The sequence below is a fragment of the Pseudomonas sp. FSL R10-0056 genome (genome assembly GCF_009600105.1).
In the GTDB taxonomy this organism is placed as follows: Bacteria; Pseudomonadota; Gammaproteobacteria; order Pseudomonadales; family Pseudomonadaceae; genus Aquipseudomonas; species Aquipseudomonas bubulae.
The window spans coordinates 1-22,123 of sequence record NZ_WIWL01000208.1 but is presented as its reverse complement, the minus strand read 5'-3'; the positions used below and the strand labels follow the sequence as shown (position 1 = coordinate 22,123).

The window sequence follows — 22,123 nt, the reverse complement described above, 5'->3', positions numbered from 1 at the left end:
CTGACTAAAGACCAGGTTTGCTCTCTCGTCAAACGCGGCGGGCTGTTTTCACGCGGGCCGCGTCAAGTTATGAGGGCAGCAGAGCAAGATCGTTCAAGACTTTTTACCCTGATGTTGCGACCCTTTGCCGCTGCTTACTGCCGGAATGTTTTTGATGCCTAATGCCCTTGCTCGAACCGCGTTTATGCGCGGCGCAATTGCCTGCCTGCCGCTGACCCTGGCGTGTGCCCCCTGGGGGCTGCTGGCCGGTTCCACCGCAATCGATGCCCAGTTGACCCCCGCGCAAAGCCAGGGGCTGTCACTGTTTGTGTTTGCCGGTGCGGCGCAACTGGTTGCCATTGGCATGATCAAGGGCGGTGCCAGTGCGATTTCGATTCTGGTCACCACCTTGCTGCTGACCTCGCAACACTTGCTCTATGCCATGCACTTGCGCCCGCTGGTGGCGCCGCTCGAGCCCAAATGGCGCTTCGGGCTGGGCTTTTTGCTCACCGATGAGTTCTTTGCCCTGGTCAGCCCCTTCGACCAGAACACCTTCAATCGCTGGTATGCCCTGGGTGTGGGGCTGTGCATGTATGTGGGCTGGAATATTTTCACCCTGCTGGGCGTGGTGCTGGGCAAGAGCATCCCAGGGCTGGATCAGCTAGGGCTGGAGTTCTCGATCGCGGCCACCTTTATCGCGTTGATTACCCCGGTGGTGCGCAATATCCCGACCGTGGTCTGCGTGGCGGTCTCTTTGTTCACGGTGGTGGTGTTCAGTCACTGGCAGTGGGAGTCGGCGATTGTGCTGGCCGGGTTGGCGGGTATGGTCGCGGGCTATGCCTGCAAGCGGCTGGGAGGGTACTGGGCATGATCTGGGCAATTATTGGCGGGATGACGCTGATCCTGTTTTTCAACCGCTACCTGTTTCTGGAGCCACGCTTGCCGATTCGCCTGAATCGCGGGGTGAAGGAATTTTTGGGCTTTGCCGTACCAGGGATGCTGACGGCGATTTGCGGGCCGATCATTTTCGTCAAGGACCATCAGCTGGATCTGAGCCTGGCCAACCCCTACCTGCTGGCCGGGTTGTGCGCCATCGGGCTGATGCTGTGGAGCCGCAATGTGCTGCTCAGTGTCGCGTTGAGTGTGGCGCTGTTTTATCTGTTTCGCTGGTGGCTTTGAGCTGGGCGGCGGCACGCGAGGTAAACGGGCCGCTGACGGCAACGCCGTCACTGACCACATACCAGCATGCCAGCAGGCCGTCGGCACGCAGCGGGGCGGGAACGGCACTGCCGATCACCGACATGACATGAATCTTGGGCATACAGACCTCCTTCAACAATGGCGCTACCTTACGGGCTGTGCCGCTGCGCAAGAAATCATTGCGCGTGATAGTGGTCATTGATGTCGATGAGGTGTCAGTCAACCACCTGATCGAGCATGTGCATCACTTCCTGATCACTCAGCAGCCCTTCGCGAACCAGGTGCTGGGTCAGCAGGGAGAGCAGTTTGGCGGTGCGGTGACCTTCGAGCTGCTTGAGCTCGGTCAGAGTGTTGTACACCTTGCTGGAGGTGCAGAGCCCGACGATATGGTGCGGGTTTTGTGTAGGCATAAAGGTCGTCCTTGTTTTTATGAATGTGCCGATTGTTGCGCCAGCCAAGCTGCATGATGCCGCAGTCCGGGGCGTTACGGTGTCTTGTCCGCGACATTCACATGATCTATCCGGACCTGCCGGCAGCTGCCCAAGCCTGCCGGCTGCCAGCACCGGTTACCAGCGCGGCGGGCCGTAGTAACCCCGTGGCGGGCCGTAGTACACCGGTTGCGGTCGACCGTAGTAGCCCTGATAGTAAACGGGCTGGGGCGGCTGGACATACACCGGTTGCGGTTGGTAATAAACAGGTGGGGCCTGAACGTAAACCGGCTGTGGCTGCACATACACCGGTTGCTGCACATAAACCGGGCGCTGTTCGTGGCCTGCGATAACCGAGCCAACCACCGCGGCACCCACCACCGCGCCAAAAATTGCAGGCCCGGGGCCCCAGCCACCATGGGCCGATGCCTGCCCTGCAACAGCCAGGGTGCCGATAAGCAAAGCGATTTTGGGGATGCTACGCATCATGACGATTCCTCGAATTCCCGCCCCGACGATTCGGCCTGCACCAGACCGCAGTTAAACCCGGGGATAACATTAAGACCGTATTTATTTTAAAAACTGCGAAGCGCCCGGGTAAATTTTGTGTAAGGTCTGCGGGCGCTGAGACGATTCAGCGTTGGCGCTCCACTATGATCCAACAAAACTCCCGGTACGGCTTGTGCCGTCCATCTAAAAGCATTCAGCAAGGAGATGAGCATGCAAATGAATCCGGACAAAGACACCCGACTGTGCATATCGTTGTCGGGTCGACCGGGTAATTTCGGGCTGCGTTTTCATAATCATCTATACGAACAACTGGGCTTGAACTTTTACTACAAGGCCTTCAGCAGCAAGGATCTGGCGGGCGCAGTGACCGGTATCCGGGCATTGGGCATTCGTGGTTGCGGCGTGTCGATGCCGTTCAAGGAGGCCTGCATCGAGCTGGTGGACGAACTGGACACGTCAGCCCGGGCCATTGCCTCGATCAACACCATCGTCAACACCGACGGCCACCTCAAGGCCTATAACACCGACTACATAGCCATTGCCCAACTGCTGGGCAGCCATAAAGTGCCCAAAGACACGACCTTTGCCCTGCGCGGCAGTGGCGGCATGGCCAAGGCGGTGGCATCGGCCCTGCGCGATGGCGGTTATCGCAATGGCCTGATCGTTGCGCGCAACGAGGCAACAGGGGCGGCGCTGGCGGCAAGTTGCGGTTATGAATGGCAGCCTGAGCTGGGCGAGCGCAGGCCGCACATGCTGATCAATGTTACACCGGTGGGTATGGCGGGCGGAGCCGAGGCCGATGATCTGGCTTTCGAGGCAGATGCCATTGATCGTGCGGATATTATCTTCGACGTGGTGGCGATCCCGGTTGAAACACCCCTGATCGTGCGCGGTCGTGCCCAGGGCAAGCAGGTCATCACCGGGCTTGAGGTCATTGCCATTCAGGCCCTGGAGCAGTTTGTGCTGTACACCGGTGTGCGGCCCACCGCCGAGCAGTTCCAGGCGGCCGTGGCATTCGCGCGCAGCTGATGGCGATTGGGGGCGAGTGAGCTCGCCCCCAAAACGCTTTTACTCCAGCTCTGCCAGACGGGCTTCGAGGGCTGCAATGCGCGCCTCAAGGGCTTCGAAACGCTCTATCGAGATTGCCTGCGCGCTTGAGCGTTCTGCAGGTTGCTGGCGTGCAGTCATGATGGTTTCGATATCGGCCGGGTCGCCCAGGGCGTGCATGTAACGGTCTTCTCGCTGGCCACTCTGACGCGGTACCAGCAGGGCCAGGTCGCGGGCAATCAGGCGTTCAAGCTGATGCTGGACCTGTTCGGTGTCTTCAAAGTCGTGCATGCGCGAACTGCGGGTCAGCAACTCGTTGAGGGTTTGCGGACCGCGCAGGAACAGCAGGCCCAGCAACACCACTTGCGCAGGCACCAGCTCCAGCGCCTTGTCGACCTTGTGTTCCCAGCGATCAGCGCGGCTGCCCATCACCAGGCGGGTAAAGCCACGCCCTTCGAGGGCGCGCAGGCTTTGCCCGACCTGGCCCTGGGTCAGGTTGAGCACCGGCTCGCGGCTGGTTTTCTGGTTGCACGCCAGCACCAGAGCATTGAGCGTCAGCGGGTAGGTTTCCGGGTTGGTGGCCTGTTTCTCGATTAGGGAGCCGAGAATACGGATCTCGGTACTGTTGAGCAGAGGTCCTGCGTCAGCATCGTTTGGTACCTGTTCTGAGAACTGATCAGCGGGAACGTCCATTTTCATCTCCAATTTGAGTAACCGTTGCCAGCGACCATTGTGGTGTTTTTTGCGCGGTAGAGCGACTGGCATCTAGCCCCGTCTGTGGCAGAGAGTCTTTTTGCGTGTCAGCGGTTAACCACTTTGGCAGGCAGCGCGATCACCAGCAGGCAGCTCACTAGCAGGCAACCGGCGAAGAACCACAACGCACCGGAACTGCTGCCCGTTACGTCGATGGCGATGCCCATCAGGGAATTGCTCACCAGCCCTGCGATATTGGCCAGCGAACACGCGAGGGCGAAGCCGGTAGCGGCAGCGCGGCCCTTGAGAAAGGTGGCCGGCAAGCTGAAAAACACCGGTACGGCGCCAATGATGGCGGCCGAGGCAATGGCAAACAGCAAAACGATCACAAGCAGGTTGTCGCTGAAAAAAGTGCTGGCTGCCATGGCGGCCGCGCCAATCACAAAGGGCACAATGATATGCCAGCGGCGTTCTCGATGGTGGTCGCTGCTGGCGCCAATCATCAGCATGCCGATCAGGGCGGCAACGCTGGGCAGGGCGGTGAGCAGGCCAATATGGAAGTTGTCGGCCACACCGGCGTTACGGATAAACGTCGGCATCCAGAACGCCATGGCGTAGGCGCTGAGCAGGATGGAGAAGTCGATACCCCCCAGCATCCAGATCTTGAGGTTAAAGAACCCGTCGCGAAAACTGTGCTTGCTGTTCTGGCCTTCGGCGTTGTCCTGGTGCAGTTGCTGTTCCAGTAACGCTTTTTCGTCGGCGCTCAGCCATTTTGCCGTGTGATGGCTGTCTGGCAGAACCCAGAAGGTCAGGATGCCCAGCAATACGCTGGGGATCGCCTCAAGCACAAACAGCCACTGCCAGCCGCGCAGCCCCGCCGTATTGTCGAAGGCGACCATGATCCAGCCCGACAGTGGCCCGCCGACGACACTGGATAGCGGCATGCCGATCATAAACAGGGCAATGATGCGGCCCCGTCGCTGGGTCGGGAACCAGGTGGTCAGGTAATACAGCACCCCGGGCAGAAAACCGGCTTCGGCCACCCCCAGCAGAAAGCGTACAACATAGAACTGGGCAGGCGTGGTGACCAGCAGGGTGCAGGCCGAAAGCAGGCCCCAGCTGATCATGATCCGGGCTATCCAGACCCTGGCGCCGACTTTCTCCAGAAGCAGATTGCTGGGTACCTCGAACAGGATATAGCCGACAAAAAACAGTCCCGCCCCCAGGCCAAATGCGGTTTCGCTGAACTGTAGGTCACCTAGCATCTGCAATTTAGCGAAGCCGATATTGATCCGGTCCAGATAAGCGGCCAGATAACAGAAGCAGAGAAAGGGAATGAGTTTGCGGGTGATTTTGCGATAGAGCGCCTGGGTCGGGTCCGCTGCTGGAACTGTAGAGGGATGAGCAGAGGGCATATGGGTGTCCAGGGGCTGAGCTTGGGGTTGATCTTCATACACCAGATGGGCGCTGGCGTGTCTATAATCGGCGCACATTGCATTCCTGCCCACAGACTGTCGAGACTTCCATGACTATCTCTCTGTACGCCGCTTCCGTTCCAGTGTTCAAACAAATGCTCAACGCCCTGAGCGGTGTGCTGGCCAAGGCTGAAGCTCACGCCGCGGCCAAGAACATCGACCCGAGCGTGTTTTTGCAAGCGCGCCTGGCCCCGGACATGTTCCCGCTGGTGCGTCAGGTGCAAATCGCAGTTGATTTCACCAAGGGTGTTTCGGGCCGTCTGGCTGAAATCGAATTGCCAAAATATGACGACAGCGAAGTGACCTTTGCCGACCTGCAAGCCTTGATCAGCAAAGTGCTGGCGTTTGTCGACGGGATCAAGCCTGAGCAAATCGATGGCAAGGAAGGCATCGAAATCATCACCCGTCAGGGCACGCCTAAAGAAAAACGCTTCACGGGCCAGGCTTACCTGCTGACCTACGGCCTGCCGCAGTTCTTCTTCCATGTGACCACGGCTTACGCGATCCTGCGCCACAATGGTGTTGAGATCGGCAAGCGTGACTACATGGGCGCGTTCTAATCAAGCGCACTGTGTCAGCGCCTTGGTCATTCAGACCTACCGGGTTGCAAGCATCGCAGGCAAGCCAGCTCCCACAGGTTCATTGGCACCCTCAACGCCAGGTGCTGGCCTGATCCACTGTGGGAGCGGGCTTGCTCGCGATGGCAGCGCCCCGGTTATTTAGACAGACCGAGTTGCAAGCATCGCAGGCAAGCCAGCTCCCACAGGTTCAATGGCACCCTCAACGCCAGGTGCTGGCCTGATCCACTGTGGGAGCGGGCTTGCTCGCGATGGAAGCGCCCCGGTTATTTAGACAGACCGAGTTGCAAGCATCGCAGGCAAGCCAGCTCCCACAGGTTCAATGGCACCCTCAACGCCAGGTGCTGGCCTGATCCACTGTGGGAGCGGGCTTGCTCGCGATGGCAGCGCCCCGGTCATTCAGGCAGGCCGAGTGTAAGCATCGCAGGCTTGCCCGCCCCACATGGCCTCAGCCTTGTTGCAGGGGCTTGTCTTCCTGGGCCATGCAGGCCGCAGCCGTAAACAGGACGTCGGTAGACGAATTGAGCGCGGTTTCTGCGGAGTCTTGCAGGATGCCGATAATGAAACCCACGGCTACCACCTGCATGGCAATCTCGCTCGGGATGCCGAACAGGCTGCACGCCAACGGAATCAATAGCAGCGAACCGCCCGCTACACCTGATGCGCCACAGGCGCAGATGGCTGCCACCACACTCAGCAAAATGGCAGTCGGAATATCGACCGCAATCCCGAGGGTATGCACGGCTGCCAGGCTCAGTACCGTGATGGTAATCGCCGCGCCCGCCATATTGATGGTGGCCCCCAGCGGGATGGACACCGAGTAGGTGTCTTCATGCAGGCCCAGACGCTCGCTCAACGCCATGTTCACCGGAATGTTGGCCGCCGAACTGCGGGTGAAAAACGCGGTAATCCCGCTTTCGCGCAGGCACAGAAATACCAGCGGATACGGGTTGCGACGCAACTTCCAGAACACAATCAGCGGGTTGACCACCAGCGCCACAAACAGCATGCAGCCAATCAACACCGTGAGCAGGTGCAGATAACCCAGCAGGGCACCGAAGCCCGAAGAGGCGAGGGTAGCAGCCACCAGGCCGAAAATGCCCAGCGGTGCAAAGCGGATAACTACGCGCACGATCAGGGTGACACCGTTGGACAGGTCATTGAGTACGGTGCGGGTAGTGTCGCCGGCATGACGAATGGCAATGCCCATGCCGATGGCCCACGCCAGGATGCCGATAAAGTTGGCATTCATCAGTGCGCTGACCGGGTTGTCGACCACACTCAACAGCAGGCTTTGCAGTACCTCGCTGATACCCCCGGGGGCGGTAATGGCGATGTTCTCGGTGGCCAGAACCAGATTCGACGGGAACAGCATGCTGGCGATAACGGCCACGACAGCAGCAGCAAAGGTGCCGAACAGGTACAGAACCAGAATCGGGCGGATATGGGTTTCCTGGCCGTGCTTGTGGTTGGCAATCGAGGCCATGACCAGTACAAACACGAGAATCGGCGCAACGGCTTTCAAGGCGCTGACGAACACCTTGCCGATAAAGGCCACCGAAAGCGCTGCCGAGGGCGCAAGCCATGCCAGCAAAATACCTGCAATCAGACCGATCACAATCTGGGTTACCAGGCTGGTGCGCATGAGCTTTTGCAGCAGGGTAGGTGGAGCGTCAGTCATAAAGGTTTCTCTAGTTGTTCTGGGTAGCGCATTGAAAAACTGTGGGGCGATCGGCGGCAAACGGGCAGGCTGATCGACGCAAGTCGGCGGGATACGAACTTTATCATAGACGTGTAGGTGCTTTCCTACGCAGGGGCAATCTGCCACATCCGTGGTTGAACTTGTTTCGGGTTACGTCGCTTCAAGGTGAAGCATTCTGTTACCATTGCCCATCCCCCACTTTTCTTCAAATCAGCGGGCCTTTCGGGCTTTCGCTGGCCTCGTTGTCTCTGGAGTTATTCATGCTGTTGCCCATCCTGCTGCTGTCTGCGGCCGGCTTTACCGTGCTCACCACCGAATTTGTCATCGTCGGCCTGCTGCCTTCGATAGCCCGCGACTTGGAGGTCAGCGTGCCCCAGGCCGGTTTGCTGGTGACCTTGTTCGCCTTTACGGTCGCTGCCCTCGGGCCGTTTTTGACCGCCTACTTTGCACGTTTTCAGCGCAAGCGCCTGTTTATCTCGATTTTGCTGATGTTCGCCTTCGCCAACACCGTGGCGGCGCTGGCGCCGAACATTTGGGTGATGGCTTTTGCGCGGCTGCTGCCGGCATTGGGGTTGCCGGTGTTTTGGGCTCTGGCTAGCGAAACGGCGGTGGATATCGTAGGCCCGGATTACGCCGGGCGGGCGATTGCCAAAATCGGGTTCGGCATCGTTTGTGCGACGGTATTTGGCATTCCTGTAGGCACCCTGATCTCGGATGCTTGGGGCTGGCGCAGTGCCTTCGGTATTCTGGCGGTGGTCGCCCTGGCCAAGGCGCTGTTGCTGTGGATCTATTTACCTGTCACCCGGGCAGTGAAAGAAAGCGTCACCCTGAGTTCGCAGTTTGCCCTGCTGCGCAGCCCATTGATGATTGGCCATATCGTGTTGTCCGTTCTGGTGTTCAGCGGCATGTTTACGGCCTACACCTATCTGGCCGATATTCTTGAGCGCCTGGCAGGCTTTGACGGCACGCTGGTGGGGTGGTGCCTGATGGGCTTTGGCGCCGTAGGCCTGATCGGCAACTCGTTGGGCGGGCGCATGGTGGATCGCCATCCGCTGATCGCCTCGATGGTGTTTTGTGCCTTTATGATCGGCGGCCTGGTGGCGCTGGTGCCGAGCATTCACTCAACCCTGGGCCTGGCGGCGGCCATGGGCATTTGGGGGGTGACCCAGGCGGCCATGTTTCTGGTCAGCCATGTGCGGCTGATGAAAGTTGCCCCCCATGCCCCGGCATTTGCCGCGTCGCTGAATATTGCCGGGGCCAATCTGGGGATCGGCCTGGGTGCGATGGTGGGTGGCCGGGTAATCGATAGCTATGGCCTGGGTAACCTGGGGTTTGCCGCCGCCGGGTTTATCCTGGTATCGATTCTGCTGGCGCTGGTGTTGATGACTGCCAAGGCGCCGCCAGTGTGTGCTAGCGCGGGGTAAACAACTCGCGGCGTGCCCCCTCGGTAATCGCGACGATGCCGGGGTGGCGGATCTTGCGCTCCACGGTAATGGCGTAGAACGATTCGGTGACCGCCTCGGTGTGGCCGATCAGTTCGACATCAAACTGACGCATCACTTCCTGGGCAATCACGCTGGGTGCGATAAAGACGCCGATCCCCGACTGACCAAAAGCCTGCATCAGCGCGCTGTCATCAAATTCCCCCACGATTCGCGGCTGGATCTGCTGCTCGGCCAGCCAGCGCAACAAGCGGCTGCGCAGCATGGTTTCGGGCCCGGGGATCAGTAGCGGCGCGCCTTGCAGGCAATGCGGAAAGTTTTCGGCATAGTCTTGGGCCAGCGTCGCAGTGGCAAAAAAACTGATGCCGCACTCGCCCAGTTTTTGACTGAAACCCTTGATATCCAGGTGCGAAGGCATAGGGCTGTCGGAAATTACCAAATCAAGACGCTGAATAGCGAGGTCCGCGAGTAGCCGGTCAAGCTTGTCTTCGCGACAGGTGATGCGAATCGGTTTATCCAGCTCCATGGTCGGAGCAATCAGGCGATACACAATCGACTTGGGCACCACGTCGGCCACACCCACTCGAAACAAGATCTGTTGTTCCTTGGGCGCCATGCGCAGCATGCTTTCCAGTTCACTGCCGACCTGAAAGATCTGCTCGGCATAAGGCAGCACCTGGCGTCCGGTCTCGGTCAGCTCCAGTTGGCGTCCGACCCGGCGAAACAACGGCAGGCCATAGGTGTCTTCGAGCAGGCTGATTTGCCCGCTGATCGTCTGCGGCGTGAGGTTAAGTTGCTCGCAAGCGCGAACAATGCTGCCGGTCTTGGCCACGACCCAGAAGTAATGCAATTGGCGGTAATTAAGCATCAGCGTCGCACACTTCGTAAAAACCGAAGTATAGCGTTTAAAAATACGAATTTTCCTGAAGTGTTGGATTCTCTAGAATTCCGCGTTATGCGCAAGCCACTTTGGTGGCCGCCGGTTTAGAGAGGGAAATGACCATGAACATGAAAAAAGCAGCAGTAGCCGTACTGTTATCGGCAGGTTTGCTGGCGATTGCGGGTTGCGACCAGGCTGAAAAAGCCGCGCAACAGGTGCTGAGCAAAACCGCTGAATCCGCTAAACAGGCAATTGATGACACTCACAAGGCTGCGGAGCAAGCGCTCAGCGAAGCCACCGGTGGGCTGATTGAAAAAGAAAAGCCTGAGCAAGAAAAGCAAGATTCATCCAAAGCTATTTAACTGGCCTTACTGCAGAGTCCGAACACACCTATGGAATATCTTTTACAACTGGCTGCCAGCCCCGCAGCCTGGGTCGCTTTAGCCACGTTGATCGTGATGGAAATCGTGCTGGGTATCGATAACCTGATCTTTATCTCGATTTTGACCAACAAACTGCCTGAGCAATACCGCACCAAGGCACGCCGTATTGGTATCGGCATGGCGCTGATCCTGCGTCTGGGCTTGCTGGGTACCATTGCCTACATCGTGCAACTGACCACACCGGTATTTGAAGTGTTGGGCAAGGCCTTCTCGTGGAAGGACATGATCCTGATTGCCGGTGGTCTGTTCCTGGTGTGGAAGGCCACCAGTGAAATCCACCACAGCATGACCCCGCAAGTGGAAGAAAAAGCCGACAGCGTGTCGTCGAAAGTCACCTTGGGCTTTGCCGCTGCCATCGGCCAGATCCTCATGCTTGACCTGGTGTTTTCCATCGACAGCATCATTACGGCGGTGGGCATGACCGAGCACTTGCCGATCATGGTGATTGCAGTGGTGGTGGCCGTGATGGTGATGTTGCTGGCTTCGGAGCCTCTGGCCAAGTTCATCAACGACAACCCGACCGTGGTGATGCTGGCCCTGGCCTTCCTGATCATGATCGGCATGACCCTGATCGCTGAAGGGTTCGGTGCCCATGTGCCGAAAGGTTACGTGTATGCAGCGATGGCGTTCTCGGCCACGGTTGAAACACTCAACATTGTGGCGCGTCAGATCCGGGAAAGGCGTCAGGCTGCGCTGATCAAGTAAGCGCAGGTTGATGCTAAAAAGCCGTCCACTCTCTTTGGGGTGGACGGCTTTTTTGTGGGTTCAATGTGCGCTTGCTGCGCCAGCTACCGGTTTTTCAGGGACATCTTGCGGTTTTGCCTGCACCTGCGGGTGATGATGGCGGCTGATGCGCATCAGGCCCCAGAGCATGGCCCCGGCGACGGCCAGCCAGCCGGCGATCAGCAGGAAAATAGTCAGTATCGGGCTCATCAGTGCCTCCTTTGCCCCCTACGGGCTCAAACACACGCTAAGCAGATGACAGTCTAGTCTGTGCAATGTTGCAGTCTATTGACCGAAGGTCGTGTAGGACTAATCGATTTGCACTATGCCATCAATCGGCCTGAGGCTTAAGGCTATACCTCGCCGTACTGGAGCCCTATGATCGACGGCCTTGGCCAGACCTTGAGGTCTGGCGTTCATTCAAAGCGAGGGAATATGCAGGGAGTGATTGGGTTGAGAAGCGCGCGATTGTGGCTGGCGGCGTTGCTTGCGTTGGCGGTGGTGGGGTGTGCCAGTGTCGAGCCGCCTGAATTCAAGCGCTTGCCGGAGAGGGTCGAACTCAATGGCGTGCCCTTTTTCCGCGGCAATGCCAATCAAGGGGCACCTCAAACGCTGGCCGGCATGCTCGGTGAGCAACGGATCAGAGTTACCCCGGGGCTGTTGGTCAAACCGCTGAAACTGCCGGGCGCAGAGGCCTCGTTGCAAAGCAATATCGAGCAATTGGCCGCCGGTTACGGATTGATGGTGTACCCGCTGGACTCATCGCTTTCGGCTTTATTGACCCAGGTGGCTGCCGGTTACCCGGTAATGCTGCGGTTCAGTGATGGCACGCTGTGGTCCGAGCCGCGCTACGCGATGCTGGTGGGTTACAACCGCGCCAAAGGCACGGTGTTGCTGCGTTCAGGTATGGAGCGTCGGCGGTTGATGGACTTCAGCAAATTCGAGTCGGCGTGGAAGGATGCTGGCGGCTGGGCCGTGCTGATCCTGTCGCCAACCCAGTTGCCGGCCAACGTCGACAAGCCCCGCTGGCTGAAAATTGCCAATGAACTGTCCCGCTCGGGCCAGGAACAGGCCGGGGCTACAGCGATCAAGACTCTGGAGTCCCAAAAGTAAGCGTTGGCATCACCCTGTGGGAGCTGGCTTGTCTGCGATGCAAGCGACGCGGTGTGACTGGCACAACGCAGGGATGCCATCGCGAGCAAGCTCGCTCCCACATAGCCACCACAAGAGTTAAAAGCCGAACTTGTCCCGCAAGCTGTAATACCAGGCACCCAAAGCAGTCAACGGTGTACGCAACAGCTGTCCGCCGGGGAAAGGGTAGTGGGGCAGATCGGCAAACGCATCAAAACGCTCTGCCTGCCCGCGCAGGGCTTCAGCCAGCACCTTGCCAGCCAGATGGGTATAGGTCACGCCATGCCCGCTGCAACCTTGTGAGTAATAGATGTTGTCACCGATACGACCGACCTGAGGCAGGCGTGACAGCGTCAGCAGGAAATTGCCCGTCCATGCGTAGTCAATTTTCACATCCTTGAGCTGCGGGAAAGCCTTGAGCATTTTCGGCCGGATAATCGCCTCGATATTGGCAGGGTCCCGTGCGCCATACACCACGCCGCCCCCGAAAATCAGACGCTTGTCACCGGACAGGCGATAGTAGTCGAGCAAGTAGTTACAGTCCTCAACGCAATAGTCCTGTGGCAACAGAGTCTTGGCCAGCTCATCACCCAGGGGCTCGGTGGTGATTACCTGTGTACCGCAGGGCATGGACTTGGAAGCCAGCTCCGGTACCAGATTGCCCAGATAGGCATTGCCTGCGACGATAATGAACTTTGCTCGCACCTTGCCCTGGGGGGTATACACCACAGGATTGGCGCCGCGTTCAATGCGAACAGCGGGGGACTGCTCATAAATGGTGCCGCCCAACGACTCCACGGCAGCGGCTTCGCCCAGCGCCAGATTAAGCGGATGAATATGCCCGCCGCTCATATCCAGCAGCCCGCCCTGATACTGATCACAGGCAACCACTTCACGAATCCGGCGCTGATCCAGCAGCTCCAGTGACGTATTGCCATAACGCTCCCACAGTTTTTTCTGCGCTTCCAGATGGCCCATCTGCTTGGCGGTGATGGCGGCAAACACGCCGCCGTCTTTCAAATCGCACTGGATCTGATACTTGGCCACACGCTCACGAATGATCTTGCCGCCTTCAAAGGCCATCTGCCCCAGCAACTGAGCCTGCTTGGCCCCGACAGTGCGTTCGATGACATCGATATCGCGGCTGTAACTGTTAACGATCTGGCCGCCATTGCGTCCGGAAGCACCGAACCCCACCTTCGCTGCTTCCAGGACCGTGACTTTGAAACCGGCCTCCAGCAAAAAAAGCGCACTCGACAGCCCGGTATAGCCGGCGCCGATAACACACACATCCGTTTCCACCTCGCCCTGCAGGGCAGGGCGCTCAGGGGCTGGATTGGCTGAAGCCGCATAGTAGGACTGGGGATAGGGAGTGTTCGACATTCTGCAGCCTCTGTTTTATATTTTTTACGAGTGAAGCCGATGCTACCTGAGTTGAAAACCGCCCGCCAGCCACTGGCGGCTGAGTGTTTTCGGGTTAAAAATAAAAAATTCGACTATTCATAGGGTTAGCTGCAAAAAAGGTGTTGACACCCCTCCGCAAATCTATAGAATGCGACCCCACAGCAGGCACGTAGCTCAGTTGGTTAGAGCACCACCTTGACATGGTGGGGGTCGTTGGTTCGAGTCCAATCGCGCCTACCAAACAAAATCCGCTCTGCTGGGCGGTCTAGAAGGGCTCACCGAAAGGTGGGCCCTTTTTTGTTGTCTGCGATTTGCAAAACTTTTGCAAAACTTTTGCAAAACCCCCACCTCAGAACGCCAAATCAGCTCCCACCTCCAGGTACTCGATACCTTTCTCTGTGTGCCCATCCTGATAGTGTTTAGTCATCTTCGCGTCCGCATGGCCCATTAGCGCCTGGATGTATTCCTGCGGGAAGTTCTGCTGCTCGTATAGCCAAGCACCCAAAGCGCGGATCTCGTGAAAGGTGGGCCGCTCAGTCGCCGGAATATGGTCATACGCATGCGCCGCGTCCCGGGCCTTACTGAACTCGTTGCTCAGATAGTTCGGAGTGACCGAGGTCCAGTGATCCTTGGCGTCTATCTGCTCACGCCTTCTCGCCTTGGGCCTGTAATGAGTCAGGTAAGGCGAAGCCACAGGGGAGCGCAGACATTCGCTCACAACCTCTCGTAGAGCCTTGCCCATTTTGATCTGCAGGTGAAAGGGGTTGTCATAGCCCTGAGTCTTACCGGGCGAAACCTTGATCGTGTTGTTCTCAAGGTCGACTGCGGACTTGAGCCACGAAACGATATCGTCACGCCGCTGCAGGCTGGCCAGCGCCAGGCGGATGGCGCGTTTCAACCAGAGTGGTGTGGTATCCGCGTCCACAATCGTCATCAGGCCCGCCAGCGTGTGTCGCTGACGCTTCTTCTCTGCTTCCTTTTTGATCAGCGTCAGCTCGGCCACGTTGCGCTCAGTCAAACCCTTGGCCACCGCGAAGGCAAAGATCTGGATAAGCAGGCCGCGGTGCTTGGTGTAAGCGTTGTTGCTGAAGCCGTCCAGGTACTCCGCGATGGCAAGCACGTCGAGCTGGCCGACCAACTGATCCCCCAAGTCCTGCCGGTAGCGCTCGAGCTTGAACTTGATCTCTACCAGGGTGCGAGCGGCATACCCGCGATCTTTCAGCCATTCGGCCTCAAAGCGCTCTATCAGGTTGCGCATTGTGGGCAGGCGATCGCCTGTCAGGATCATGAGCAGCTCCCCGTCACCGGCCATCACAGGGGCCAGCTTTGCGTTCGCGACCCTGGCCAACTTGATAGCGTCCTCAAGCGGCCGGTTGATACTGGTCATCAGGCCGGTGATGGAGTTGCGGTAGCGCCAGTATTTGCCGTTGGGGTAGAGGTTGGGGGGAAGCTTGCGGTTCTTGATGCTGCGAGGCCGGGAAGCCATTACCCAAGCTCCAGCATTTGAGCGAGCAGCGGATCGTTCGAGCCCATGATTGCGGCCTGCAGGTCTACAAAATACATTCCGCCTTTTACCTCTCCCAACACTTCGCCTTCCTCTATCCATTTTTTGAGTTGTTGCAAGCTCGGCTTGCCGCCTGCGTAACGCAGTTTTCTGTATTCACTGGCCTCCATCAAGCGAGGGAGGCGGGCTGTGATCTGAGCAATGATCTTTGCCATGTCTGATTCCTTTCCCGGGTGGCGGGCTTGGAGGTTTAAGAGGCGAGCGGGTTCTTGCGGAAAACCCAGTCGTGGCCGCACTGGCGGCAATGGCCGTAAAGGCGGCCAGTGGCTTTAAGCGAGTCGGCAGACGTCACGGCGATGACCTTGCCGGCCTGCACCTCGTAGTTGCCTGAACCAATAAATTCTTCGGAGATTTGCATGTTGCGGGCACCGCAGCGGGTGCAGCGGGCGTCGATGCGCTCGCCAATATTTTTAGCGGGCATGAACTGTCCTTAGATGGTTGGGAGGTCGCCGCGCGGCTTTGGTGATGGATGGCATGACCTGGAAGGGGCGCAAGACCAGCAGCGAACAGGCTTTGTCCTGGCCACGCCGGGAAGTGCATCTGGATGGCGAGAACAAAGCCGCCAACTATTTGCCTGCGCGTATCCAGTACGGGCAGATGGCCTTGGCGGCCGAAATTCACGCCGACGATATTGACCCAATCGACAAACGCAAAGGGGCCGTGACATTGGAGCGTGTCGAGGGGGCCGTGACACGCGAGTACGCAACGATCCCGAACACCAGCAAGCGGTTATTGCCTGCGGCGCCTGATCGGCCCAGTGCGACGCAGTTTGCGGACTACTTGCTGCAACGAGGATTGTTTTCTGTAAAGGTATAAACAGATGATGGCATTCGTAGTGGCCAGTACTAAAAGTTACTAGTAGAAGTTACTTTGAGTGCTTTAGTATGCTCCTCTCAAAAAGGGAGTGATGCATGTTACCTAATCCAAAAAGCAGTAATTTTCGCTCGGCTCTACGTAATGCGCGCAAGGATGCAGGGCTCACATTGACTGAGTTGGCTGATGCTGCAGGCATATCCAATGTTATGCCTGGACGCTACGAGCGAGGCGAATCTCAGCCTACGATGGGCACTTGGCAAGAGTTGAACAAAGCTCTGTTTGAGGTCGATGACGAGGAAGTTGAGGCAGAAGCGAAAAAGCAGGAAATCGGCGAATCACTTTCCGACTCGTCTATTGAGCAGATACTTGAAGAGCTAAAAAGCCGCGGATTCAGCACAGTTAACCTTTCCTACAGCTGATTCGTTGACCCAGCCCCGCTATCTAGTGGGGTTTTCTATCTCAGGTGCCACCATGACTTTCTATGACGAAATGGCCATGATGGCTCTGGAGATGATCACCGAGTTCGGCCAGTCGATACTTGTCGGTAATGTCCTTCCCGGCGAGTACGATCCCGAAACCGGAACGTCAGATCCTGACATTATCACTGAGCAAACTGCCCAAGGCATCCTGCTCGACTTCACTGGCCAGGAGTTCCAGAACAACAGCCTCATCAAGCAAGGCGACAAGAAGCTCAAGATTGCTGCGCAGGGGCTTGAGTGGGTGCCTGACCTGCTGAGCAAGATGTCAATTCAAGGCCGCACCTGGTCAATCGTTCCTCCGCTCAAAGAGATCAACCCTGCCGGGACACCGATCCTCTATGAATTGCAGGTGCGATCATGAGCAATCATTACGCAGGCAAGAGCGGCAGTTTCTCAGCTCAAATCCGGGCCTTCGCGGATCGAGCGAAAGATGCCATTGATATGACGATGCGCGACATCATCATCAACATAGGTAACAGCGTTATCACGATGTCACCTGTGGGCACTCCTGATGTCTGGAAGATCAACAAGATCAGTCGCGAGTACAACCAGGCCGTCGCGGAACACAACGAAAACCTGCGCCAAAATCCGCAAAACTTCGACAAACGTGGCTATCTCAAGCGCGGCTTAAAGCTCAATGACGGCATGGGCATACGTGCGCCGCAGGGCTGTGTGGGCGGGCGCTTTCGCGGCAACTGGATGTTCAGTGTCGGATCACCTGACACCTCCACGGTGGATCAGGTAGACCCCCGGTGGTAGCCGTTCCATGGCACGTATCGTCAATGGTGCCCTGGAGTTCAATGCAGGGGAGACGGCTTACATCACCAACTCACTGCCTTATGCCATCCCCTTGGAGTACGGGCATTCAACCCAGGCACCGAGCGGTATGGTTCGGATCACCCTGGGCAACTTTCAAAAGATTGTTGAAGAGGCCATCAGGAAGAACCAGGTATGAGCCATAAGATTGTTCGCGCACTGTTTGAGGCCCGGCTGGCAGCTTGGGCAAAGCTGCAGAAGCCTGTACTGCGCATTGCCTATCAAAATGTGGTGTTCAAGCCTGCTGACGGCGAAACCTACCTGCGGGCTTTCTTGATACCTGCTCACACGGGGAGCGACGACCTCGCTGGCGAGCATCGGGTTTATACCGGTCTGTTTCAAATCACCATCGTCACACCTGCCGGAATGGGTTCCGGTGCGGGCGAAGGGTTGGCAGATGACCTGTCTGCTTTGTTTGCCCTCAATGATCGATTAACCCGGGGTGACTTCACGGTACTGGTGATGACCCCGGTCGAGCCTGGTCCCGAGCAACAAGAAGACACCGGCTGTGCGTTGCCTGTGTCGTTTCAGTACCGTGCCGACACGACTTGATCAGTACTTAGGATTTGGCGCGGCGGCTTCTGAACCACTTCACTAAATACCAAGGCGCGGCCAGTATCAGAACAAGAATCGCCGCCAGGGGCAGAGAGTCAACCCAGAGGGACGCTAGAAGCCTGGATTCGATCAACCAACCTTGTGCACTATTCGGATCGGTTTGGGCGTAGGCCGACAGCAGTGCAATCACTGAGGTGATTATCGCGGACCAAATGGCGCTACGAACTTGCTCTCGATTCATATGTGTTTGATTCCCGGAGTGGCATTAAGTAAGGCGCGCGATCCTATCAACCAGCCGTCATCCGGTCGATGGCTCTATTTGCCAATCCACTGACTTCATCCTAATACGCCCATACCCGAAAGAGTGCTGCGGGCTGCTGCTGGCCATCGGGCGCAAGCAGCAGTACTTCCCGTGCCGGAACATTGCCAGCGAGCCGAATGAAGAGTTTCGTCTCGATCCAGAAGACTACGCAGCAGCGGAAGACCTGGGCGAGGTGATCGGCATTGTTCACTCACACCCGGATGCCACCAGCCGGCCGTCTCCGCACGATCTGGCGATGTGCGAGGCTACGGCGTTGCCATGGCACATCCTGAGTTGGCCTGAAGGCGACTTGCGCACTATTACACCGACCGGAAACACGCCGCTGCTTAAGCGTCCGTTTGTTCACGGCGCCTGGGATTGCTGGCAGGTCTGTGCGGATTGGTACAAGCGCGAGTGGGGGCTGGAGTTTGAAGCTTTTAGACGGGAGGACGGCTGGTGGGAGAGTGCTGGCAACACCAGTTTGTACGAAGCCAATTACGAGGAGGCAGGTTTTGTGCGGGGCGACCAGCCACGGCGTGGTGACCTGATCGTTATGGCGATTGGGCGAACGGTTCACCCGAATCATGCTGGGATTTATCTCGGTGATGATCCGGAGCTGCCTGGAGAAGAATCAGGGGTGTTCGGGCCGGGGCCGTTTTTGTTGCATCACCTGTACGGCAGGCCGTCAGAGGTGATCGTTTATGGCGGCCCTTGGCTGGATCGGACGCAGCTGATCCTCAGGCACACAGATGCAAAATAACTAAAATGACGCGGCTTACCCGCAGGAGATCAGCATGCACCAACTTAAAACTCAAATGACGAGTACTGGAGCGCTTGTGGTTACCGGTATTGGTACTGGAATTGAAACCAGTCAGCTTTTGATTTCAGCTGATAGATTTTCGATCAAGAGTGTTGAGCAATTTCTGGCAACAGAGAAAGCCGACCTGTTGGAGCGTCGACTTGCACGGATTGAGAGCAAATTAGGGTTTAGTCCTTTGGGTGATCGCTGAAAAATTCCGAGATCCTCTTGGGGTTCGGACGAACAGGACCGTTCTTGGGCATCGCCTCCGCCACGCGCAATGCAAAGACCCTTGCAGTCTCGAGGCCTTCTTTTCCTTGAGAAGCGGACAATTGATGAACAAGTCCGGAAATTACGCAATTGAGATTTTGCAGGTCTGAGCCATGCGCGTTGACGGCGTCGATCAGTTTCTGACTCAGTTCGCTTTGTTCCATTTTGCCTCCTTGGTAATCCGCGCCGAAATTAGCGCAACCCCAGTCCGTGGGCTTGCAGGCAAAAGACTGGGGAATTCTGTTGCGTAAGTGCAGGAGGCTACTACTACAGGCAACGGGGTGTTACTGAGGATTCGTACAGGCTGCAACCATTTGCTAATCTATAGGCAATCTGCGTACACTTTACGCCAATGAAAACAGTCTTCTTTGAAACCACAAGCTTCACCGCCACGGTAGGTGATTACCTGACTGACGATGAATACCGGCAGCTTCAGGTAGAGATGCAGGCGAACCCGGCCGCAGGCGATGTAATGCCGCGCACGGGTGGATTCCGAAAGCTACGCTGGCAAGACGCCCGCAGAGGAAAGGGCAAGCGTGGCGGGTTGCGGGTCATCTATTACTGGCTGCTGGATGATGGTCAGTTCTGGATGTTCGCAATTTACGACAAGGATGAGCTTGAAAACCTGACCGCTGATCAGGAGAAAGCGCTGAAGGCGGCCATTGGTGCAGAATTGAAACAACGAGGTGGGAAATGAAAAAGCGCGATCTGTTTGCCGAGCTGATGCAAGGCGTGAACGAGATGGGCGAACATCGCGAAGGGAAGATCACCCTTCGCCAGTACGAAGTGGAGGCGATGCCGGCCCCCGAGGTGACTGCTGCCGAGATCGTTTCTCTGCGTGAAAAATTGCACATGTCCCAGCCAGTGTTTGCCCGGCAGATCAGAACCAGCCCGGACACACTGAAAAATTGGGAGCAGTCGAAGTCAAAGCCGAATGCCCAGGCAGCACTACTGATCAAGTTGGTCCAGCGCTTCCCTGATATGGTTGATCGCCTCAACGCTGTTTAAGCTGACCTGTATATGAAAGCCCGGCCCTCGCGCTGGGCTTGTTGCATCTGGTGCCTTACCAGCAAACGAGCCGCAAGCCGCCTACTAGATCTAATATTTCATCGGGGCGAATTGGCTGGATCTCCAATATGGAGATCAGACCATCAATCACCCTGCGCGATTCTTGACTGACCGGTTTTCCATGAGGCAGCAGCAAGTCTGCAATCGGATAGCACTCATTCGGCCAGTTTTTAAGCGCATTGATTAGTAGGTTACGTTTTTCTACCAGTGCGTAAGGACCATCGGCTGGATCTGCAAACGCTAGCCTCAGTTTCGTGAATTCAAGTTGCATTATCTGCATCCTAGCCAGTAAAAAAACGCCCTGCAGCCCAGGCTTGGGCTACCTGTAATGGCGCTGGCGAAGCACTTCGGAGCAGCGCTTGGCGATTGTCAAAAAGTGCCAGCCAGTAAAAAGCATCAGCCCAACGGCACTGTACGCAGCGACTCCCAATGCTGTTATACCTACTTGGTTTGTAGCGTGTATGAGTTCTGGAGCAACGTCTTTGGCTACCCATAAGTAGTAACTGCCGGCCAGAAAACTTGGTCCACCAATTAGGGCAAGCGCCCAACTATTGAGCTCCGACCAGGGCCGCTTACGTTCGTTTCGAAATAACTGTAGAGCTTTATTAAGCGCCTTCAATTGGACTTCCTCAGACTTGGTTATAGGGCACAACGCTACTACTGTGGCGAGTATTTAGGTATTGGCATTTCATCCATGCTGGATGCCCATTCAGGTTCCGACAGAGCGTTATTCTTGGTGGTGGCATTTTGATGCTAAAGTTGCTTTTTTTCAAAGGAACTGAGTCATGGCCCTCAGAATCAGGAAGAGCAGCAAAATTGCTCCTGGTGTTCGGATCAACATCAGCAAAAGTGGTGTGAGTACGTCACTAGGCGTGAAAGGTGCCACAGTAAACCTAAGTAAACGCGGTACGCGGGTCACGACCGGAATTCCTGGCACTGGAATATCTTCGTCGAAGTTCTACGGGGCCGGAAAGAGAGAGGCTACCCCTACGCCACCTACACCGGCGTGGGCGCATGTGGCCACCTTGCTAATTATCGCAGCAGTTCTTTGGTGGATATTCAGCTGAGGTCCACGCGCAGCCCTAATGTTTTCGGTGCCCTGAAATGAGAAAGCCCAGCTAAATGCTGGGCTTATTGTGTTTGATTGTTATTACCCGCGTTTGAGAGACACCATTGCATCCACAAACCGTTCAGCTTTCTTCTGCGTATCTACAAGAGAGCTGTTCATGACGTTCCCGCCAGTGCTCCGGGTCTGCACAACCCATCGGCCGCGTTTCGAGTAGAGGGCCACACTACCGATGGAGTTGTAGTAAATACGAGTCTGAACGGCTTTTGAGGATGTTCGTGAGCTGCCTGCTGCTATCGCTCCGCCACCGAGAGGGACTGCACTGGCCAAGCCGCTGGTGGTCGAAAGTATGCCGCTGCCATAGCCAATGTACTCATCAGTAAACACGACCTGCTCCGGCCTGGACTTGAGAGGTTGTTCCATAAGCACCTGTTCGATTACCGAACGTGCCTGTTCTGGGCTGATCTTGGCCGGAGTGTACTCAACGACCTTTGATACGCATCCTGTGAGCAGAAGCATTAGTGCAGCTATTGCGAAGGGTCTCATCACAGGCTCCGTTATTGTTGGCGGGCATTCTGCCATGACCGCGTTGCTGATGCTAAAGTCCCGCCAAAATCAATAGAGGGAACGACATGCGAATTTTGATAGGCGCGCTCGCTGTAGCATTTCTGGCGGGGTGAATCGCCCCGGGTTTCCTAGACACTCTCCAGGCTCGCTGCGTAACGCTTTTCAAACTCTACCGGTGACAGCTGAT

The 22,123-nt window shown here is 56.9% G+C and carries 31 protein-coding genes, 1 tRNA gene and 2 pseudogenes; 19 read left to right on the top strand and 15 right to left on the bottom strand.

The window, feature by feature from the left end; all coding sequences use genetic code 11:
• Positions 1 to 154 precede the first annotated feature (154 nt).
• Entirely contained in the window at positions 155 to 850 is a 696-nt protein-coding gene (locus tag GHO42_RS19915) for an AzlC family ABC transporter permease (RefSeq protein ID WP_153328883.1), read from the top strand.
• A complete protein-coding gene (locus GHO42_RS19910; RefSeq protein WP_095002282.1) occupies positions 847 to 1,158 on the top strand; it encodes an AzlD domain-containing protein in 312 nt (103 codons plus the stop codon). Before GHO42_RS19915 ends, GHO42_RS19910 begins: the two co-directional genes overlap by 4 nt.
• Here GHO42_RS19910 and GHO42_RS19905 read toward each other — a convergent pair.
• From GHO42_RS19905 to GHO42_RS19895, 3 genes are all read right to left on the bottom strand, one after another.
• A complete protein-coding gene (locus GHO42_RS19905; RefSeq protein ID WP_095002283.1) occupies positions 1,106 to 1,300 on the bottom strand; it encodes a hypothetical protein in 195 nt (64 codons plus the stop codon). The two genes, GHO42_RS19910 and GHO42_RS19905, sit on opposite strands and share 53 nt — an antisense overlap.
• A 94-nt stretch (positions 1,301 to 1,394) precedes the next feature.
• Positions 1,395 to 1,589, bottom strand: coding sequence for a hypothetical protein (locus GHO42_RS19900; RefSeq protein WP_016780355.1), 195 nt, complete (start codon positions 1,587 to 1,589; stop codon positions 1,395 to 1,397).
• A 156-nt stretch (positions 1,590 to 1,745) separates the two neighbouring features.
• Positions 1,746 to 2,096 carry a hypothetical protein gene (locus GHO42_RS19895; protein WP_095002284.1) on the bottom strand — a complete coding sequence of 117 codons (351 nt, stop codon included), beginning with the start codon at positions 2,094 to 2,096 and terminating at the stop codon, positions 1,746 to 1,748.
• 231 nt (positions 2,097 to 2,327) lie between these two features.
• Here GHO42_RS19895 and GHO42_RS19890 point away from each other — a divergent pair, with 231 nt between their 5' ends.
• Positions 2,328 to 3,146, top strand: a complete 819-nt coding sequence (locus GHO42_RS19890; RefSeq protein ID WP_095018962.1) for a shikimate 5-dehydrogenase — start codon at positions 2,328 to 2,330, stop codon at positions 3,144 to 3,146.
• A gap of 39 nt (positions 3,147 to 3,185) precedes the next feature.
• Here GHO42_RS19890 and GHO42_RS19885 read toward each other — a convergent pair whose 3' ends face one another.
• Positions 3,186 to 3,857, bottom strand: coding sequence for a YceH family protein (locus GHO42_RS19885; protein WP_095021190.1), 672 nt, complete (start codon positions 3,855 to 3,857; stop codon positions 3,186 to 3,188).
• A gap of 107 nt (positions 3,858 to 3,964) precedes the next feature.
• Positions 3,965 to 5,272 (bottom strand): MFS transporter, encoded by a 1,308-nt coding sequence (locus GHO42_RS19880; RefSeq protein WP_153328887.1) that lies wholly within the window; start codon positions 5,270 to 5,272, stop codon positions 3,965 to 3,967.
• 110 nt (positions 5,273 to 5,382) lie between these two features.
• On the opposite strand from GHO42_RS19880, the gene GHO42_RS19875 reads away from it, so the two are divergent.
• The gene (locus tag GHO42_RS19875) at positions 5,383 to 5,892 is read left to right on the top strand and encodes a DUF1993 family protein (protein ID WP_153328885.1); all 510 of its coding nucleotides are present in this window, start codon (positions 5,383 to 5,385) and stop codon (positions 5,890 to 5,892) included.
• Between the two features lie 466 nt (positions 5,893 to 6,358).
• Here the strand turns inward: GHO42_RS19875 and sstT are convergent, their stop codons facing one another.
• A complete protein-coding gene (gene sstT, locus GHO42_RS19870) occupies positions 6,359 to 7,591 on the bottom strand; it encodes a serine/threonine transporter SstT (protein ID WP_095002287.1) in 1,233 nt (410 codons plus the stop codon).
• Positions 7,592 to 7,872: 281 nt separating this feature from the next.
• Between sstT and GHO42_RS19865 the strand changes: the two genes are divergently transcribed.
• Positions 7,873 to 9,036: an MFS transporter gene (locus tag GHO42_RS19865; protein ID WP_095024555.1), complete on the top strand. Its 1,164-nt coding sequence runs from the start codon at positions 7,873 to 7,875 to the stop codon at positions 9,034 to 9,036.
• On the opposite strand, the gene nhaR is transcribed toward GHO42_RS19865, so the two are convergent.
• Positions 9,023 to 9,922: a transcriptional activator NhaR gene (gene nhaR, locus GHO42_RS19860; protein ID WP_095002289.1), complete on the bottom strand. Its 900-nt coding sequence runs from the start codon at positions 9,920 to 9,922 to the stop codon at positions 9,023 to 9,025. The two genes, GHO42_RS19865 and nhaR, sit on opposite strands and share 14 nt — an antisense overlap.
• A gap of 134 nt (positions 9,923 to 10,056) precedes the next feature.
• Between nhaR and GHO42_RS19855 the strand changes: the two genes are divergently transcribed.
• The gene (locus GHO42_RS19855) at positions 10,057 to 10,296 is read left to right on the top strand and encodes a hypothetical protein (protein WP_095002448.1); all 240 of its coding nucleotides are present in this window, start codon (positions 10,057 to 10,059) and stop codon (positions 10,294 to 10,296) included.
• A 30-nt stretch (positions 10,297 to 10,326) separates the two neighbouring features.
• Entirely contained in the window at positions 10,327 to 11,082 is a 756-nt protein-coding gene (locus GHO42_RS19850; protein WP_095002290.1) for a TerC family protein, read from the top strand.
• A gap of 60 nt (positions 11,083 to 11,142) precedes the next feature.
• On the opposite strand, the gene GHO42_RS25785 is transcribed toward GHO42_RS19850, so the two are convergent.
• On the bottom strand, positions 11,143 to 11,310 hold the full coding sequence (locus GHO42_RS25785; protein ID WP_170943736.1) for a hypothetical protein: 168 nt from the start codon (positions 11,308 to 11,310) through the stop codon (positions 11,143 to 11,145).
• Positions 11,311 to 11,535: 225 nt separating this feature from the next.
• Between GHO42_RS25785 and GHO42_RS19845 the strand changes: the two genes are divergently transcribed.
• A complete protein-coding gene (locus tag GHO42_RS19845; RefSeq protein WP_153328796.1) occupies positions 11,536 to 12,213 on the top strand; it encodes a peptidase C39 family protein in 678 nt (225 codons plus the stop codon).
• Positions 12,214 to 12,330: 117 nt separating this feature from the next.
• Here GHO42_RS19845 and GHO42_RS19840 read toward each other — a convergent pair whose 3' ends face one another.
• A complete protein-coding gene (locus GHO42_RS19840; RefSeq protein WP_153328798.1) occupies positions 12,331 to 13,614 on the bottom strand; it encodes an FAD-binding oxidoreductase in 1,284 nt (427 codons plus the stop codon).
• 184 nt (positions 13,615 to 13,798) lie between these two features.
• Here GHO42_RS19840 and GHO42_RS19835 point away from each other — a divergent pair.
• Positions 13,799 to 13,875: transfer RNA gene (locus tag GHO42_RS19835), tRNA-Val, on the top strand.
• 109 nt (positions 13,876 to 13,984) lie between these two features.
• Here the strand turns inward: GHO42_RS19835 and GHO42_RS19830 are convergent.
• The 3 genes from GHO42_RS19830 to GHO42_RS19820 are packed head-to-tail and all read right to left on the bottom strand — an operon-like array spanning position 13,985 to position 15,620.
• Positions 13,985 to 15,121: a tyrosine-type recombinase/integrase gene (locus GHO42_RS19830; RefSeq protein ID WP_153328800.1), complete on the bottom strand. Its 1,137-nt coding sequence runs from the start codon at positions 15,119 to 15,121 to the stop codon at positions 13,985 to 13,987.
• Positions 15,121 to 15,354 carry a hypothetical protein gene (locus GHO42_RS19825; protein WP_073510520.1) on the bottom strand — a complete coding sequence of 78 codons (234 nt, stop codon included), beginning with the start codon at positions 15,352 to 15,354 and terminating at the stop codon, positions 15,121 to 15,123. Before GHO42_RS19825 ends, GHO42_RS19830 begins: the two co-directional genes overlap by 1 nt.
• A 35-nt stretch (positions 15,355 to 15,389) precedes the next feature.
• Positions 15,390 to 15,620, bottom strand: coding sequence for a hypothetical protein (locus GHO42_RS19820; RefSeq protein ID WP_153328802.1), 231 nt, complete (start codon positions 15,618 to 15,620; stop codon positions 15,390 to 15,392).
• Between the two features lie 26 nt (positions 15,621 to 15,646).
• Between GHO42_RS19820 and GHO42_RS19815 the strand changes: the two are divergent.
• The 7 genes and pseudogenes from GHO42_RS19815 to GHO42_RS19785 form a co-directional block, all read left to right on the top strand.
• A pseudogene (locus GHO42_RS19815) lies at positions 15,647 to 16,015 on the top strand (DnaT-like ssDNA-binding protein); the annotation flags it as partial.
• 95 nt (positions 16,016 to 16,110) lie between these two features.
• Positions 16,111 to 16,434 carry a helix-turn-helix domain-containing protein gene (locus GHO42_RS19810; RefSeq protein WP_095018789.1) on the top strand — a complete coding sequence of 108 codons (324 nt, stop codon included), beginning with the start codon at positions 16,111 to 16,113 and terminating at the stop codon, positions 16,432 to 16,434.
• A 52-nt stretch (positions 16,435 to 16,486) separates the two neighbouring features.
• A complete protein-coding gene (locus GHO42_RS19805; protein WP_095018790.1) occupies positions 16,487 to 16,855 on the top strand; it encodes a hypothetical protein in 369 nt (122 codons plus the stop codon).
• Positions 16,852 to 17,449, top strand: a pseudogene (locus GHO42_RS19800) (hypothetical protein). Before GHO42_RS19805 ends, GHO42_RS19800 begins: the two are co-directional and overlap by 4 nt.
• Positions 17,446 to 17,862, top strand: coding sequence for a phage tail terminator-like protein (locus tag GHO42_RS19795; RefSeq protein ID WP_095018791.1), 417 nt, complete (start codon positions 17,446 to 17,448; stop codon positions 17,860 to 17,862). The pseudogene GHO42_RS19800 and the gene GHO42_RS19795 overlap by 4 nt, the downstream one beginning before the upstream one ends.
• Before the next feature lie 320 nt (positions 17,863 to 18,182).
• On the top strand, positions 18,183 to 18,926 hold the full coding sequence (locus tag GHO42_RS19790) for a C40 family peptidase (RefSeq protein WP_095018793.1): 744 nt from the start codon (positions 18,183 to 18,185) through the stop codon (positions 18,924 to 18,926).
• A 34-nt stretch (positions 18,927 to 18,960) separates the two neighbouring features.
• Positions 18,961 to 19,176 (top strand): DUF1983 domain-containing protein, encoded by a 216-nt coding sequence (locus GHO42_RS19785; RefSeq protein ID WP_130871701.1) that lies wholly within the window; start codon positions 18,961 to 18,963, stop codon positions 19,174 to 19,176.
• Here the strand turns inward: GHO42_RS19785 and GHO42_RS19780 are convergent.
• Positions 19,154 to 19,399, bottom strand: a complete 246-nt coding sequence (locus GHO42_RS19780; RefSeq protein WP_153328806.1) for a hypothetical protein — start codon at positions 19,397 to 19,399, stop codon at positions 19,154 to 19,156. The genes GHO42_RS19785 and GHO42_RS19780 overlap by 23 nt on opposite strands.
• Positions 19,400 to 19,587: 188 nt before the next feature.
• Here GHO42_RS19780 and GHO42_RS19775 point away from each other — a divergent pair, with 188 nt between their 5' ends.
• Positions 19,588 to 19,932, top strand: coding sequence for a hypothetical protein (locus tag GHO42_RS19775; RefSeq protein WP_019827010.1), 345 nt, complete (start codon positions 19,588 to 19,590; stop codon positions 19,930 to 19,932).
• On the top strand, positions 19,929 to 20,243 hold the full coding sequence (locus GHO42_RS19770; protein WP_019827011.1) for a DNA-binding transcriptional regulator: 315 nt from the start codon (positions 19,929 to 19,931) through the stop codon (positions 20,241 to 20,243). The genes GHO42_RS19775 and GHO42_RS19770 overlap by 4 nt, the downstream gene beginning before the upstream one ends.
• A gap of 55 nt (positions 20,244 to 20,298) precedes the next feature.
• On the opposite strand, the gene GHO42_RS19765 is transcribed toward GHO42_RS19770, so the two are convergent.
• Positions 20,299 to 20,574, bottom strand: a complete 276-nt coding sequence (locus GHO42_RS19765) for a hypothetical protein (protein ID WP_153328808.1) — start codon at positions 20,572 to 20,574, stop codon at positions 20,299 to 20,301.
• Positions 20,575 to 21,088: 514 nt separating this feature from the next.
• Between GHO42_RS19765 and GHO42_RS26490 the strand changes: the two genes are divergently transcribed.
• A complete protein-coding gene (locus tag GHO42_RS26490; RefSeq protein ID WP_153328810.1) occupies positions 21,089 to 21,370 on the top strand; it encodes a DUF4236 domain-containing protein in 282 nt (93 codons plus the stop codon).
• 83 nt (positions 21,371 to 21,453) lie between these two features.
• Here the strand turns inward: GHO42_RS26490 and GHO42_RS19755 are convergent, their stop codons facing one another.
• The gene (locus GHO42_RS19755) at positions 21,454 to 21,915 is read right to left on the bottom strand and encodes a hypothetical protein (protein WP_153328812.1); all 462 of its coding nucleotides are present in this window, start codon (positions 21,913 to 21,915) and stop codon (positions 21,454 to 21,456) included.
• Positions 21,916 to 22,123 lie beyond the last annotated feature (208 nt).